This is a genomic window from Streptomyces sp. NBC_00996, assembly GCF_045162675.1.
Taxonomy (GTDB): Bacteria; Actinomycetota; Actinomycetes; order Streptomycetales; family Streptomycetaceae; genus Streptomyces.
In genome coordinates this window covers 2866223-2881218 of the sequence record NZ_CP108723.1, presented here as the reverse complement: position 1 = coordinate 2881218, position 14996 = coordinate 2866223, and the positions used below count along the sequence as shown (strand labels likewise).

The 14996-nt window shown below is 68.5% G+C and carries 11 protein-coding genes; 4 read left to right on the top strand and 7 right to left on the bottom strand.

The window, feature by feature from the left end:
- Nucleotides 1-47: 47 nt before the first annotated feature.
- Both OG390_RS13615 and OG390_RS13610 read left to right on the top strand, forming a co-directional pair.
- A complete protein-coding gene (locus OG390_RS13615) occupies nt 48-1634 on the top strand; it encodes a Na+/H+ antiporter (RefSeq protein ID WP_406167823.1) in 1587 nt (528 codons plus the stop codon).
- Nucleotides 1635-1787: 153 nt separating this feature from the next.
- Nucleotides 1788-2528 (top strand): SDR family NAD(P)-dependent oxidoreductase, encoded by a 741-nt coding sequence (locus tag OG390_RS13610; RefSeq protein WP_406167821.1) that lies wholly within the window; start codon nt 1788-1790, stop codon nt 2526-2528.
- 229 nt (nt 2529-2757) lie between these two features.
- Here the strand turns inward: OG390_RS13610 and OG390_RS13605 are convergent, their stop codons facing one another.
- Nucleotides 2758-3912, bottom strand: a complete 1155-nt coding sequence (locus OG390_RS13605; RefSeq protein WP_406167819.1) for a mechanosensitive ion channel family protein — start codon at nt 3910-3912, stop codon at nt 2758-2760.
- A gap of 108 nt (nt 3913-4020) precedes the next feature.
- On the opposite strand from OG390_RS13605, the gene OG390_RS13600 reads away from it, so the two are divergent.
- Nucleotides 4021-4590, top strand: a complete 570-nt coding sequence (locus OG390_RS13600) for a dienelactone hydrolase family protein (protein WP_406167817.1) — start codon at nt 4021-4023, stop codon at nt 4588-4590.
- Between the two features lie 39 nt (nt 4591-4629).
- Here OG390_RS13600 and OG390_RS13595 read toward each other — a convergent pair whose 3' ends face one another.
- From OG390_RS13595 to OG390_RS13570, 6 genes are all read right to left on the bottom strand, one after another.
- Nucleotides 4630-6297: an alkaline phosphatase D family protein gene (locus OG390_RS13595; protein WP_406167815.1), complete on the bottom strand. Its 1668-nt coding sequence runs from the start codon at nt 6295-6297 to the stop codon at nt 4630-4632.
- A gap of 164 nt (nt 6298-6461) precedes the next feature.
- Nucleotides 6462-7001 (bottom strand): group II intron reverse transcriptase/maturase, encoded by a 540-nt coding sequence (locus OG390_RS13590; RefSeq protein ID WP_406167813.1) that lies wholly within the window; start codon nt 6999-7001, stop codon nt 6462-6464.
- A 219-nt stretch (nt 7002-7220) separates the two neighbouring features.
- Nucleotides 7221-7571 carry a hypothetical protein gene (locus OG390_RS13585; protein WP_406167811.1) on the bottom strand — a complete coding sequence of 117 codons (351 nt, stop codon included), beginning with the start codon at nt 7569-7571 and terminating at the stop codon, nt 7221-7223.
- A 522-nt stretch (nt 7572-8093) separates the two neighbouring features.
- The gene (locus tag OG390_RS13580; protein WP_406167809.1) at nt 8094-8933 is read right to left on the bottom strand and encodes a thioredoxin domain-containing protein; all 840 of its coding nucleotides are present in this window, start codon (nt 8931-8933) and stop codon (nt 8094-8096) included.
- Between the two features lie 61 nt (nt 8934-8994).
- Nucleotides 8995-9741 (bottom strand): hypothetical protein, encoded by a 747-nt coding sequence (locus OG390_RS13575; protein WP_406167807.1) that lies wholly within the window; start codon nt 9739-9741, stop codon nt 8995-8997.
- Between the two features lie 70 nt (nt 9742-9811).
- On the bottom strand, nt 9812-11137 hold the full coding sequence (locus OG390_RS13570; RefSeq protein WP_406167805.1) for a DUF2252 domain-containing protein: 1326 nt from the start codon (nt 11135-11137) through the stop codon (nt 9812-9814).
- A gap of 319 nt (nt 11138-11456) precedes the next feature.
- Here OG390_RS13570 and dnaE point away from each other — a divergent pair, with 319 nt between their 5' ends.
- Nucleotides 11457-14996, top strand: coding sequence for a DNA polymerase III subunit alpha (dnaE, locus tag OG390_RS13565; RefSeq protein WP_406167803.1), 3540 nt, complete (start codon nt 11457-11459; stop codon nt 14994-14996).

Below are 14996 nucleotides of genomic sequence, written 5' to 3'. Positions count from 1 at the left end.
GAGGTCTGGCCGCCCTTGATCGCCTAGACCTCGCCGGAGCGTTGACCGTGGATCAGTTGGCCCTGCTGTTCATGCTGCTGCTCGGGGCCGTGGTGAGCGTCCCGGTCGGGGACCGGCTCCGGCTGCCGGCGCCGGTGCTGATGACGCTCCTCGGGATCGTCCTGGCCGTGCTGGACTTCGTACCCAACGTGGACATCCCGCCGGAACTGATCCTGCCCCTGCTGCTGCCGCCGCTGTTGTACGCCTCGGTGCGGCGGACGTCGTGGAGACAGTTCGCCGCCAACAAACGGCCGATCTTCCTGCTGGCCGTGGCTCTGGTGTTCGTCACCACCGCGGCCGTGGCGGTCGTCGCCAACGCGATCGTGCCGGGGCTGCCGATCGCCGCCGCCGTGGCGCTCGGCGCGCTCGTGGCACCGCCCGATCCGGTCGCGGCCACCGCGGTCGCGGGACAGCTCGGGCTGCCGCGCCGGCTGGTGTCCATCCTGGAGGGGGAGGGGCTCTTCAACGACGTGACGGCCATCGTGCTCTACCACGTCGCGATCGCCGCCGCCGTCAGCGGGACCTTCTCGCCCTGGCGCGCAGGGCTCGACCTCGTCCTGTCCGCCGTCGTCGCGCTCGTCATCGGTCTGGCGCTCGGCTGGGTCGCGAACAGGCTGATGGACCTGCTCGGCGACGCCACACTGCAGATCGGGCTGACGCTGCTCGTGCCCTACGCCGCGTACGTCCTCGCCGAGGAACTGCACGGCTCCGGGGTGCTCGCCGTGCTCACCACCGCGCTGTTCCTGGCGGAGTACGCGACCGACGCCGACGACGTCATGACGCGGCTCGCCGGGTACACGTTCTGGGACGTGGTGGACACGCTCGTCACCGGGGTCGCGTTCGGGTTGATCGGTCTTGAGCTGCACAACGCGATCAGGACGGCGGCCGGGCGGTGGGGCGAGATGCTGGGATGGGCCGCCGTGATCGTGGCCGTGGTGGTGCTCGTACGGCTGGTGTGGCTGTTGCCGGCCACCTGGCTGACCAAGCGACTGCATGCGAAACGGGATTACGACGAGGAGATTCCGACGTCGTGGCGGGAGACCGTCGTGATGTGGTGGTCGGGGATGCGGGGGGTCGCGTCGGTCGCCCTGGCGCTGGCGATTCCGCTGAAGATGGAGGACGGGTCGCCGTTCCCGGACCGGGACGAGATCGTGTTCATCGCGTTCGGGGTGATCATGGGGACGCTCGTGCTGCAGGGGCTCACGCTGCCCTGGCTGGTCAGGAAGCTCGGGGTGCGGGCCGACACGGATGTCGAGAAGGCCTTCGAGAAGGAGCTGGCGATTCGGGCCGCGAAGGCCGCCAGGCGCAGGCTGAAGGAGATCGAGGAGGTCGAGGAGCTGTCGGAGGAGGTGACCGAGCAGTTGCTGCGGCGGGCCTTCGACATCGGAGTGCGGATCAGTCCCGACATGGGGGACGAGGAGCGCAGGGAGGCCTACGAGCAGCGGGCTCGGCGGGCCAAGAGGATACGACGGATTCAGAGCGAGATGATGAGCGCGGCCCGGCACGAGGTGCTGTCGGCGCGGAGTGAGGCGGGGGCGGATCCGGAGATCGTGGACCGGGTGCTGCGACACCTGGACGTGCGCAGCTTGCGGTGACGCCGCGCCGGGCTTCGACAGGTGCTCTCCACCCGCGCACCGCCTGTTTCCAGTGGGGTTGACCCGCGGACCGCCTGTTTCCAGTGGGTTGAGACGGGCGGGTCTCCCGTGGGGGTTCTCGCCGTCGGCGGCTGTCGCTCCTAGGATCGGATCATGGCACGCAACGTGGTGATCAGCGGTGGTGGATCGGGGATCGGCCTCGCGGCGGCGCAGGCCTTCGCGGCCGACGGGGATCGGGTGTTGCTGCTCGGGCGGCGGGCCGAGGTGTTGAAGAAGACCGGGGTGCCCGGGGCGCTCACGTACGCCGCCGATCTGAGTGATCCGCACAGCGTGCGCGGGGTCGCCGAGTTCGTGGGGGACGAGTTCGGCACGGTGGACGTGCTGGTGCACAGCGCCGGCGGCGCGGGGAATCTGGAGCCCGAGGTCGAGACCGAGGACCCGCTCGAAGCCGTCGCGCACAACTGGGCCGTCAATTTCCGGCTCAACACGCTGACCGCGGTCCTGCTCACGGAGGCCCTGCGGGAGCGGCTGGCCTCGCCCGGCGGACGGGTGCTGTTCCTGAGCTCCATCGCCGCCTACCGGGGATCCGGCAGTGCTGCGTACGCGGCGGCCAAGGCCGCGCTGCACCCGTACGCCTACGTTCTGGCCCGGGAGTTGGGTCCGCGGGGCATCACCGTGAACGTGGTGGCGCCCGGCTATGTCGAGGACACCGGGTTCTTCGGCGGCGAGATCGAACAGGCCCGACGTGAGCGGCTCGTCGCGGAGACCTCGACCGGGCGGGCCGGTACGCCCGGGGACGTGGCCGGGACTCTTCACTGGCTGGCGTCTCCCAGCGCCGGACACATCACCGCGCAGGTGATCCAGGTCAACGGGGGCGCGGAACGCGGGCATTGAGCCCCGTCCCGCTCCGGAAACCGGGGGAACCGCGGCCCGGCCCCGGTCTGGTCGGCGGGTCTACCGCGGCCCGGCCCCGGTCTGGTCGGCGGGTCTACCGCGGCCCGGCCCCGGTCTGGTCGGCGGGTCTACCGCGGCCCGGCCCCGGTCCGGCCGACGGGTCAACCGCGGCCCGGCCCCGGTCTGGTCGGCGGGTCTACCGCGGCCCGGCCCCGGTCCGGCCGACGGGTCAACCGCGGCCCGGCCCCGTCCGTGGTGGCTCGTGCACGCTCCGACCGTGATCCGTAAGGGCCGCGGCCCCGTCCGCTCCGTCCGATTCGCCGCGCCTCGCACGCGGTACCCGGCCCGGCGGCAGTGCCGCGTCCGCCGTGTTGACGCGGGGGAGCGCATAGGGGTGCTCCTCGGTCAGCCAGCGGATCATCTGCTCGCGGACCGTGACCCGTACCGTCCAGATGTCGTCCGCGTCCTTCGCGGTGACCAGGGCGCGTACCTGCATGGTGTTGGGCGTCGAGTCCGTGACGGCCAGTCCGTAGTCCCGGCCGTCCCAGGCCGGGCAGGCGCGCAGGATGTCGCGCAGCTTCTCGCGCATCGCCTCCACGGGCGCGCAGTGGTCGACGTGGAAGAAGACGATGCCGGTCATCTGGGGGGTGCCACGCGACCAGTTCTCGAAGGGCTTGGACGTGAAGTACGAGACCGGCATGGTGATCCGGCGTTCGTCCCACGTCCGAACGGTCAGGAACGTCAGTGTGATCTCTTCGACCGTGCCCCACTCGCCGTCCACCACGACGGTGTCGCCGAGGCGCACCATGTCGCCGAAGGCGATCTGCAGTCCGGCGAAGAGGTTGGCGAGTGTGGACTGCGCGGCGACACCGGCGACGATGCCGAGGATGCCGGCCGAGGCGAGCAGCGAGGCACCGGCGGCGCGCATCGCCGGGAACGTGAGCAGCATCGACGCGACAGCCACCACGGCGACGATCGCGGACACCACGCGCTGGATCAGCGTCACCTGTGTGCGCACCCGGCGGACCCGCGCCGGGTCGCGGTGGGCGCTGGCATAGCGGGTGTAGGAGGTCTCGACGATCGCCGTCGCGATACGGACCACCAGCCACGCGGCGGACCCGATGAGGATCAGCGTCAGGGCCCGGCCGACGCCGACCCGGTGTTCCATCAGCAGTTTCGCCTGGTCGTACGAGCCTCTGAGCAGGGCCGCGAACAGGACGAGCTGGAAGGGGACGCGGCCGCGGCGGAGCAGGCCCCACAACGGGGTGGTCTCGTGGTGCCGGTCGTCGGCCCGTCGCAGCAGGTGGTCCACGGCCCACCCGATGAGCAGCGTGAGCACGACCGAGCCACCGACGACGATCAGCGGTCGCAGTACGTTCTCCATGCCTGAGACCGTAACCGCCCGCGGGTGATGATGAACATGTGATGCTGGGGCGGAAGTGGGTACAGTCGCCGCCCGGCGTTGTCGGTGCCGGCTGGCACCATGGGGCTCATGAACGTCATGCTCTTTCACTCGACCTACGGGCTGCGGCCCGCGGTGCGCGCCGCGGCGGACCGGCTGCGCGACGCGGGACACGAGGTGTGGACGCCCGATCTCTTCGACGGGCGCACCTTCGAGACCGTGGAGGAGGGCATGGCCTTCAAGGAAGAGATCGGCAAGGACGAGCTGCTCAAGCGTGCGGTCCTGGCCGCCGCGCCCTACTCCGAGCGCGGCCTGGTGTACGCGGGATTCTCGCTCGGCGCCTCCATCGCGCAGACCCTGGCGCTCGGCGACGAGAAGGCCCGCGGGCTGCTGCTCCTGCACGGTACGTCGGACATCGCTCAGAGCGCGTCGGTGGACGACCTGCCGGTCCAGCTGCATGTCGCCGAGCCCGACCAGTTCGAGACCGACGACTGGCTGAGCGCCTGGTATCTGCAGATGCAGAGAGCGGGGGCCGACGTGGAGATCTACCGGTACGCCGGTGCCGGTCACCTCTACACCGACCCCGACCTGCCCGACTACGACGAGGAGGCGGCCGAGGCCACCTGGAAGGTGGCGCTCGGCTTCCTCGAGAGCCTGTAGAGCCCTACACCGCTGACAGTCTGTAGAGCGCTACGGCCCTTACACAGGGTCGTACGTCCGCTCCACCTTCTGCGTGCCGCTGCGCGTGCGGTACGAACGCACCCAGGACGAGGTCGCGTTCCGGTCCGTGCGGTCGGAGAGCACGTAGTAGTCCATCTGCGCGCGGTCGGCGGTGATGTCCAGGACGCCGTAGCCGTGACGGTCGGTGTCGACCCAGTGGACATGCCGGTTGGCCGCGCGGATGATCGGCGCGGCCACGGCGGAGACGGTGCCCTCCGGGAACTTGATGATGTCGTCGAGGTTGTCGGAGGTCACCGAGGTGACCACGAACTCCGTGGCGGCCGAGGCGGACAGCGGGTACGTACCGGCGTGGACCGGCACGTCGTTGGCCCAGGCCATGTGGATGTCGCCGGTCAGGAAGACCGTGTTGCGGATCGCGTTCGAGCGCAGATGCGCGAGCAGTTCGCGGCGGTCGTCCGTGTAGCCGTCCCACTGGTCGGTGTTGAGGGCGATGCCCTCCTGCGGCAGTCCGAGCAGCTTGGCGAGCGGCTTGAGCAGGTCGGCGGGGAGCGAGCCCACCGAGAACGGTGAGATCATCACCGAGTTGCCGACCAGACGCCAACGGGTGTCGGAGGCCTTGAGCCCGGCCTTCAGCCAGTCGAGCTGGGCCCGGCCGGTGATCGTACGGTCCGGGTCGTCGACCGAGCCGCTGCCCGTGGAAGCCTGCTGCGAGCGGAAGGACCGCAGGTCGAGCAGGGAGAGGTCGGCGAGCTTGCCGAAGCGCAGCCGGCGGTAGGTGGTGCCCGCGATCGCCGGGCGGACCGGCATCCACTCGAAGTAGGCCTGCTTCGCGGCGGCCTGACGGGCCGACCAGGTGCCCTCGGCGCCCTCGGTGTGGTTCACCGCGCCGCCCGACCATGCGTTGTCGGCGAACTCGTGGTCGTCCCAGATCGCGACGACGGGCGCCTTGTGGTGCAGCGCCTGCAGATCCGGGTCGGTCTTGTAACGGCCGTGCCGGGTGCGGTAGTCGGCGAGGGTGAGGATCTCGTTGGCGGGGGCGTGCGGCCGTACGACCGCGCCGCGCGCCGCGTACTCCCCGGACTTGTACTCGTAGATGTAGTCGCCCAGGTGCAGCCAGGCGTCCAGGTCGCCGCGCGCGGCCAGGTGGCGATAGGGCGAGAAGTAGCCCGCCTCCCAGTTGGCGCAGGAGACCACGCCGAAGCGCAGACCGCCCACGGCGGCGTCGGCGGCCGGGGCGGTGCGGGTGCGGGCGGCGGGCGAGTCGGTGCCGCCCGCGGAGAAGCGGAACCAGTAGTCCGTGGCGGGTTCCAGGCCGCGGATGTCCGCCTTGACAGTGTGGTCGGAGGCGGCCGTCGCGGTGGTGGAGCCCTTGGCGACGATCGTGTTGAACGCCTTGTCCTTGGCGACGGTCCAGCTGACCTCGGTGTCCGGGCCGAGCCCGGAGCCGGGTATCGACGCGGAGGTGGGCGTCACCCGGGTCCACAGCAGGATGCCGTCGGGCAGCGGATCGCCGGAGGCGACACCGTGCAGGAAGGCGGGGGCCTCGGCCGCTCGGGCCGGCAGAGCGGCCGCGAGGGGGGCGGCGAGGACGGCGGTGGCGGCTGCGGCCTTGACGACCGTACGGCGGCGCGGGGAGAGGGAGTTGACGCCCTCGGACGATGTGGAGGCTCTGTATCGACTGGTCACGGTGCATCAGGTTACTGATCGGTACATCATGCGCGCGAGTGAACTCCCAAATATGCCCTTTGTTTGGTTTGGGTTCCCGAGAATTCCAGGTCGACATCGAGCTTGCGTAAGGTACTCAGGTTGAACTCGTAGACATCGGCTGGTCGATCATGGGGGTTCGACGATCAGGCCGGTCTCCGCGAGGGGGCCCAGGCGGGCTTGGCGGCCCGCCCCCTGACGTTCAGGTCTTTCAGGTGCCGGATGTGGTGCACTTCGACACCGTCATGCGACCCGCACATCTCGCAGGTGTCGGCGAGCAGGCGCTTGACGACTTCGTTGCGCGCGCTGTTCCACACCTGCGTCGGGTGGTCGTCGAGGTTGCCGATCCTGGTCTTGTGCTTCAGCGGGACTCCGCCCCACTGCGCCACCAACGGCTTTCGTCCTTCTCCGCGTTCGACGGTGACCTGAAGTCCCCGGCGGGCACCTTGGTCGGTCTTCAGCACGGTCCGGTAGCGCTGGTAGATCCTGGAGACGCGGACGCGGTACTTCCGTGCCAGCGTCTTGACCAGGGAGCGCTGCATTACGTACTTCAGCCGCCCTAAGCGGGGGAGGTTGAAGGCGAGTTGGTAGTAACCGGCGATCCCGCGGAACTCTGCCTGATACTGGGCGACGATGGAGAAGTCGCTGTTGAACCGTGCGTTCGGTCCGCCGGACCGGTCGGCCATGGTGCATGTAGAGGCGGCACTTGGCGCGGATAGCGTCAGCAGGCACCTTCAGCCCCGGTCCGAGGGGCTCGGACCTGTGAGTCCCCCCCTTGTTCGCATTCGCCGTTCGGCGCCGTCCCCATCACGACAAAGCGCCCCCTCGAACCCATTGAAGGAATTCCGAGGGGGCGTTTCAAGTAATCGCGGAACCGGCCGGATGTCAGCCGATTCGGACGCCGGTCAGCAGTGCTTCACCGTGCCCGACTTGAGAGCCAGGTGTCCGCTGTAGATCCATCCCTCGTTCACGCGGACCCACTGGTTGCCGTAGCTGTTGACGGTGAAGCACCAGGCGTTCAGGTCGTGGCCCGGCGCCATGCTCATCACCGCCGTGCACTTCGACGCGGGCTCCTTGTACGCCTTCGCGCCGCCCACGACCACGACAACCCCGTTGGATATGTTGCTCGCCAACACGTGATCGCAGGCTGCGGCAGCCGCCGTGCCCGCGGTCGCCACGTTCACCGCGACGCCGCTCATGGCCAGCGCGGTCGCCCCCAGTGCCCCCGCCAGCTTCTTGTGGAATCCCATGTTCATCCTCGTTTTCTTACCAAGGTCATCTTGCGAACCTTGATTCAACCGGCTGCCGATGGAGCCCACCACAGGGTTTCCGGAAAACGTTTGGCCGAAATGGACGGCGGTAGCGAGGAGCTCCCCCGGCACCGACGACCGGCGGGAGGGCCTCTAAATGACGGGTGGGTCACCACGACGGACCAGGCCGAGGGAGGTTACGCGCGCTTTGTCGCCAACGGTGACAAGCTCGCCGTCCGTGATCACAACGCGGATGGAATGCGTGCAGTGGCGCGAATCGGCTCGCACCCTGGATAGCGGACACATCGGGTGGCGACGGGGTGTGTTTCATCAAGGACTACGACCTCATGGAGAACCTCAACCTCAAGGTGGAGGCGTGTCTGCAGGACGGGGCCCACGGGAGTCATAAGTTCTGCAACTACACCTGGGTCAGGCGTAATCGCCTGACCTTTGAGTCGTAAGTCGAATGGGAAGTGTCCCGGGCCTGAAGCCGGCCCGTGACACTTCCCATTTCCGTGGGCTGCGGAACTAAGAGTTGAGAGCCTTCTGTATTGCGGTATTGAAGTCGGTGACCGACATGGGGGGGTTCTTGCCGTCGCTGCCGGTGACAATCTTGCCGTCCATAAGCAGCGTCGGGGTCCCCTGGAAACCGTACTTCTTTCCATCCGTGTTGAACTTGCTGCCCATCACGAGGGCCCACTTGCCATAGGTCCCCTTCTTCACGGCATTCTGGAACGCCGCGTTATTCTTGAGGGCGCTCACTGTGTTCGCCACCTTGATCAGGTAGTCGTCGCTCTTGAACTTGTCGTCCTGCTCATCCGGGTGGTATTTCGTCGAGTAGAGAGCGGTCTTGTACTCGAGGAAGGCCTCGGGGCTGACGTTCAGGGCCGCACCCAGTGCACTCAGCGCGTTCTTGGAGCCCTCGCCCGGGATGTTGTTGTCGATGAACGTGGCGCCGACGTACTGAATTTTGAACTTGCCGGCATCGAGATCCTTCTTGACCGTCGAGCCGACCGTCTGCTCGAACTGGGCGCAGACCGGGCAGCGCGGGTCCTCGTACATCACGAGGGTCTTCTTGGCGGTGCTCTTTCCGATGACGACGGTCGTACCGTCCGTCCCCGTGCTGTTGGCCGGCTTGACCAGCTTCTCCTTTTTCACCGCATCCCAGCCGCTGGGCTTGTTGGCCTGGACGACGGCATAGCCTATGCCGCCGGCCGCCGCCAGCACGGCCACGGCCGAGCCGGCCACGATGGCCTGCCGCTTGGTCTTGTCACGCTTGGCCTGGCGCTCGCGCTCCTGGCGCAGCCGCTCCCGGGCCTGCGTCTTCGCCGCCTGGGTGTTCCGCTTGCTCATCTTGGTGATCTCCATGTGGGACGCGCACAGGTCGTACGCGGTATACGTGTGGGGGCTGCTGGTACTCGGCTGGGGTTCAGGCGAACGCGAGCGAGTACGGCGGTCCGCGCCGTCCCAGGGAGTGCACGAGAACCCGGTTCCGGGCGATGGCCGTACGGGGGTGCGGGAGCCGCACGCACCGCACCGTCGGACCCGGCCGGACGGCCACCGCGGCCACCGCCAGCAGCAGCGGCCGGAACGTCGTCGCGGCCGCGGCGCGCACCAGCCGGTCCAGTGCCCGCTCGCCCCGGCGCAGCCAGGCGGCGGCCAGCAGACCTACGCCGACGTGCGCGGCGAGCAGCAGCCAGGCGGTCGCCGGATCGGCGTGGGCGAGCAGCGCGGCGAGCCGGTCGGTGTCCGTGCCAGCCCACCCGCCACCCGACCACCACCCCTCGTGGAGGCGCTCCGCGCCGCCCCTGCCCCATTGGGCAAGCGGCGTGCCGACCTGCGTGCCGTTGCCGCACAGCACGTCCCAGCCGACCGAACGCAGCGGGCCCGCGACCGGGCCGCCCGCGCGGCCGTAGCAGAGGTGCTGCCCGGTGGTGAACACGGTGTCGGCGGCCAGCTCGAGCGGTATCAGCAGGGCGGCGATCCTGCCGAAGCCGCGCTCGCGGCCCGCGAGGGCGTACGCGAGGAGGAACACGGCGACCGCGACCGCGGCCACCGTGTTCGCCGACAGCGGGACCCGGGACAGCAGCACGTGCGACGCGGTGCTGAGCGTCACGACCAGTGCCGTGAACAGCGCCGCGCGTACGGCTCTGAGCTGGATCCCGGACATGTCCATAGCGTGGAGAGTGTGACACGTCCCGCTGTAAGAGAGCCCTAAGGGGGCGGGTCTGTGAGCGGCCGGCCGGTCACAGACCCGGGATCCGGCCGTTGCGGAACAGGTCGACGAAGATCTGGTGGTCGGCACGCGCGCGTGCGCCGTAGCCGTGCGCGAAGTCGGTCAGCAGGTCGGCGAAGCCGTCCTCGTCGGCGGCGATCGCCGCGTCGATGGCCCGCTCGGTGGAGAAGGGGACCAGGGACTCGCCGGAGGTGTCGTCCGCGGCCGCGTGCATCGTGGCCGTGGCCCGGCCGAGGTCCGCGACGACCGAGGCGATCTCCTCGGGGTCGTCGATGTCGCCCCAGTCCAGGTCCACCGCGTACGGCGACACCTCGGCGACCAGCTGGCCCGCCCCGTCCAGCTCGGTCCAGCCCAGCCACGGGTCGGCGTGGGCCTGGAGCGCGCGCTGGGAGATCACCGTGCGGTGGCCCTCGTGCTGGAAGTACTCGTGGATCGCGGTATCCGTGATGTGCCGGGAGACGGCCGGGGTCTGGGCCTGCTTGATGTAGATCACCACATCGTTCTCCAGGGCGTCGGTGGCGCCCTCCAGAAGGATGTTGTACGACGGCAGACCGGCTGAGCCGATGCCGATGCCGCGGCGGCCGACGACGTCCTTGACGCGGTACGAATCCGGGCGGGCCAGCGACGACTCGGGCAGCGTCTCCAGGTAGCCGTCGAAGGCTGCCAGTACCTTGTAGCGGGTGGCCGCGTCCAGCTCGATGGAGCCGCCGCCCGGCGCAAAGCGGCGCTCGAAGTCACGAATCTCGGTCATCGAGTCGAGCAGCCCGAAGCGGGTCAGCGAGCGGGCGTCGCGCAGCGCGTCCAGCAGTGGGCCCTCGGCGGTGTCCAGCGTGAAGGGCGGCACCTCGTCGCTCTTGGCGCCGGTGGCCAGGGCGTGGATGCGCTCGCGGTAGGCGGCCGCGTACACCTTGACGAGCTCGGTGATCTGCTCGTCGCTCAGCGCCTTCGCGTAGCCGATGAGCGCCACGGAGGCCGCGAATCGCTTGAGGTCCCAGGTGAAGGGACCGACGTACGCCTCGTCGAAGTCGTTCACATTGAAGATCAGGCGGCCCTGGGCGTCCATGTACGTGCCGAAGTTCTCGGCGTGCAGGTCGCCGTGGATCCAGACCCGGGAGGTCCGCTCGTCCAGGTACGGTCCGCCCCGCTTCTCCTGCTCGAGATCGTGGTAGAAGAGGCCCGCCGTGCCCCGGTAGAAGGCGAAGGCGGAGGACGCCATCTTGCGGAACTTCACGCGGAACGCGGCCGGGTCGGCGGCCAGGAGCTCGCCGAAGGCGGTGTCGAAGACGGCGAGGATCTGCTCGCCGCGTTGCTCGGCGCTGAGCTGCGGGACCGACATCGCTGGGTGCCTCCTGGTGCAGGTGGTGCGTGACGTGGGGGCGGGCGCGCCGCCCCCCGGGGACAAGGTGGTCCGTCCACGTCCAACGGACGACGAACCGCCGGAGTGCCCGGACTCCGTCGACGAAGGTACGCCCTGGGATCCGAGTACCCCGGATGAAGGTACGTGTGATCCCCCGCGGAGTGTCAGTGGCCCGGCATAGACTTCGACGCTGTCCCCCAGACTGTCCGCAGCCTGTCGCCGATCGCCCACCCGTCACCCGACCACCACCCCTCATCGAGGCGCTTCGCGCCGCAGTAACCATTTGGAGGCCGAAACCGTGTCGAAGCCGCCGTTCACGCACCTGCACGTCCACACCCAGTACTCGCTGCTGGACGGTGCCGCGCGGCTCAAGGACATGTTCAATGCCTGCAACGAGATGGGCATGACCCACATCGCCATGAGCGACCACGGCAACCTCCACGGGGCGTACGACTTCTTCCACTCGGCCAAGAAGGCGGGCGTCACGCCGATCATCGGCATCGAGGCGTACGTGGCCCCGGAGTCCCGGCGCAACAAGCGCAAGATCCAGTGGGGTCAGCCGCACCAGAAGCGCGACGACGTGTCCGGTTCGGGTGGTTATACGCACAAGACGATCTGGGCGGCGAACAAGACGGGCCTGCACAACCTCTTCCGGCTCTCCTCGGACGCGTACGCCGAGGGCTGGCTGCAGAAGTGGCCCCGCATGGACAAGGAGACCATCTCCCAGTGGTCCGAGGGGCTCATCGCCTCCACCGGCTGCCCCTCGGGTGAGCTGCAGACCCGGCTGCGCCTCGGCCAGTACGACGAGGCTCTGAAGGCGGCCGCCGAGTACCAGGACATCTTCGGCAAGGACCGGTACTTCCTGGAGCTGATGGACCACGGTATCGAGATCGAGCGCCGGGTCCGCGACGGGCTGCTGGAGATCGGCAAGAAGCTCGGCATCCCGCCCCTGGTGACGAACGACTCGCACTACACGTACGCGCACGAGGCGACCGCGCACGACGCCCTGCTCTGCATCCAGACCGGCAAGAACCTCTCCGACCCGGACCGCTTCCGCTTCGACGGCACCGGCTACTACCTGAAGTCCACGGACGAGATGTACGCCGTCGACTCCTCGGACGCCTGGCAGGAGGGCTGCGCCAACACCCTCCTGGTCGCCGAGCAGATCGACACGACCGGCATGTTCGAGGCGAAGAACCTCATGCCGAAGTTCGACATCCCCGAGGGCTTCACCGAGGTCACCTGGTTCCAGGAGGAGGTGCGCCGGGGCATGGAGCGCCGCTTCCCCGGCGGCGTCCCCGACGACCGCCAGAAGCAGGCCGAGTACGAGATGGACGTCATCATCCAGATGGGGTTCCCGGGATACTTCCTCGTCGTCGCCGACTTCATCATGTGGGCCAAGAGCCAGGGCATCGCGGTGGGCCCGGGCCGTGGTTCCGCGGCCGGTTCGATCGTCGCGTACGCCATGGGCATCACCGACCTCGACCCGATCCCGCACGGTCTGATCTTCGAGCGGTTCCTCAACCCCGAGCGCGTCTCCATGCCCGATGTCGACATCGACTTCGACGAGCGTCGGCGCGTCGAGGTGATCAGGTACGTGACCGAGAAGTACGGCGCCGACAAGGTCGCCATGATCGGCACGTACGGCAAGATCAAGGCGAAGAACGCCATCAAGGACTCCGCACGCGTGCTGGGCTACCCGTACGCGATGGGCGACCGCCTCACCAAGGCGATGCCCGCCGACGTCCTCGGCAAGGGCATCGACCTCAGCGGCATCACCGATTCCTCGCACCCGCGCTACAGCGAGGCCGGCGAGATCCGAGGGATGTACGAGAACGAGCCGGACGTGAAGAAGGTCATCGACACCGCCAAGGGCGTCGAGGGCCTGGTCCGGCAGATGGGCGTGCACGCCGCCGGCGTCATCATGTCCAGCGAGCCCATCGTCGACCACGCCCCGGTCTGGGTGCGGCACACGGACGGCGTGACCATCACGCAGTGGGACTACCCGCAGTGCGAGTCGCTCGGCCTGCTGAAGATGGACTTCCTCGGCCTGCGCAACCTGACGATCATGGACGACGCCGTCAAGATGGTGAAGTCCAACAAGGGCATCGACCTCGACCTGCTGGCCCTCCCGCTCGACGATCCGAAGACCTTCGAACTGCTCCAGCGCGGCGAAACCCTGGGCGTCTTCCAGTTCGACGGCGGCCCCATGCGCTCGCTGCTGCGTCTGATGAAGCCCGACAACTTCGAAGACATCTCCGCCGTCTCGGCGCTCTACCGTCCCGGCCCGATGGGCATGGACTCGCACACCAACTACGCGCTCCGCAAGAACGGCCTCCAGGAGATCACCCCGATCCACAAGGAGCTGGAGGAGCCCCTCCAGGAGGTCCTGGCGGTCACCTACGGCCTGATCGTCTACCAGGAGCAGGTGCAGAAGGCCGCCCAGATCATCGCCGGGTACTCGCTCGGCGAGGCCGACATCCTCCGCCGTGTGATGGGCAAGAAGAAGCCCGACGAGCTGGCGAAGAACTTCACCATCTTCCAGGCCGGCGCTCAGAAGAACGGCTACAGCGACGAGGCGATCCAGGCCCTGTGGGACGTGCTGGTGCCCTTCGCCGGCTACGCCTTCAACAAGGCCCACTCGGCCGCGTACGGCCTCGTCTCGTACTGGACCGCCTACCTGAAGGCGAACTACCCCGCCGAGTACATGGCGGGCCTGCTCACCTCGGTCAAGGACGACAAGGACAAGTCCGCGATCTATCTGAACGAGTGCCGGCGCATGGGCATCAAGGTGCTGCCGCCGAACGTCAACGAGTCGGTGCACAACTTCGCCGCCCAGGGCGACGACGTCATCCTCTTCGGGCTCGAGGCCGTCCGCAACGTCGGTACGAACGTGGTCGAGTCGATCATCAGGAGCCGCAAGGCCAAGGGGAAGTACGCCTCCTTCCCCGACTACCTCGACAAGGTCGAGGCCGTCGCCTGCAACAAGCGCACCACCGAATCGCTGATCAAGGCGGGCGCGTTCGACACGATGGGGCACACCCGCAAGGGCCTCACCGCACAGTTCGAGCCGATGATCGACAACGTGGTGGCGGTCAAGCGCAAGGAGGCCGAGGGCCAGTTCGACCTCTTCGGCGGGATGGGCGAGGAGGAGACGAACGAGCCCGGCTTCGGACTCGACGTCGAGTTCACGACCGACGAGTGGGACAAGGCCTATCTGCTCGCCCAGGAGCGGGAGATGCTCGGTCTGTACGTCTCCGACCACCCGCTCTTCGGCCTGGAGCACGTGCTGTCCGACAAGGCGGACGCGGGCATCTCCCAGCTCACCGGAGGTGAGCACGCGGACGGCGCGGTCGTGACGATCGGTGGCATCATCTCGGGCCTCCAGCGCAAGATGACCAAGCAGGGCAACGCCTGGGCGATCGCCACGGTCGAGGACCTCGCGGGCTCCATCGAGTGCATGTTCTTCCCGGCGACCTACCAGCTGGTGTCGACCCAACTCGTCGAGGACGCGGTCGTGTTCGTCAAGGGACGCCTCGACAAGCGCGAAGACGTGCCGCGCCTGGTCGCGATGGAGCTCCAGGTCCCGGACCTGTCGAACGCGGGCACCAACGCGCCCGTGATCCTCACCATCCCGGCGGTCAAGGTCACCCCGCCCATGGTCAGTCGCCTCGGCGAGATCCTCAGCCATCACAAGGGCGAGAGCGAGGTCCGCATCAAGCTCCAGGGGCCGCGCAAGACGACGGTGCTGCGGCTCGACCGGCACCGGGTGAAGCCGGATCCGGCACTCTTCGGCGACCTGAAGGTGCTGCTGGGCCCGTCCTGCCTGGCGGGCTGA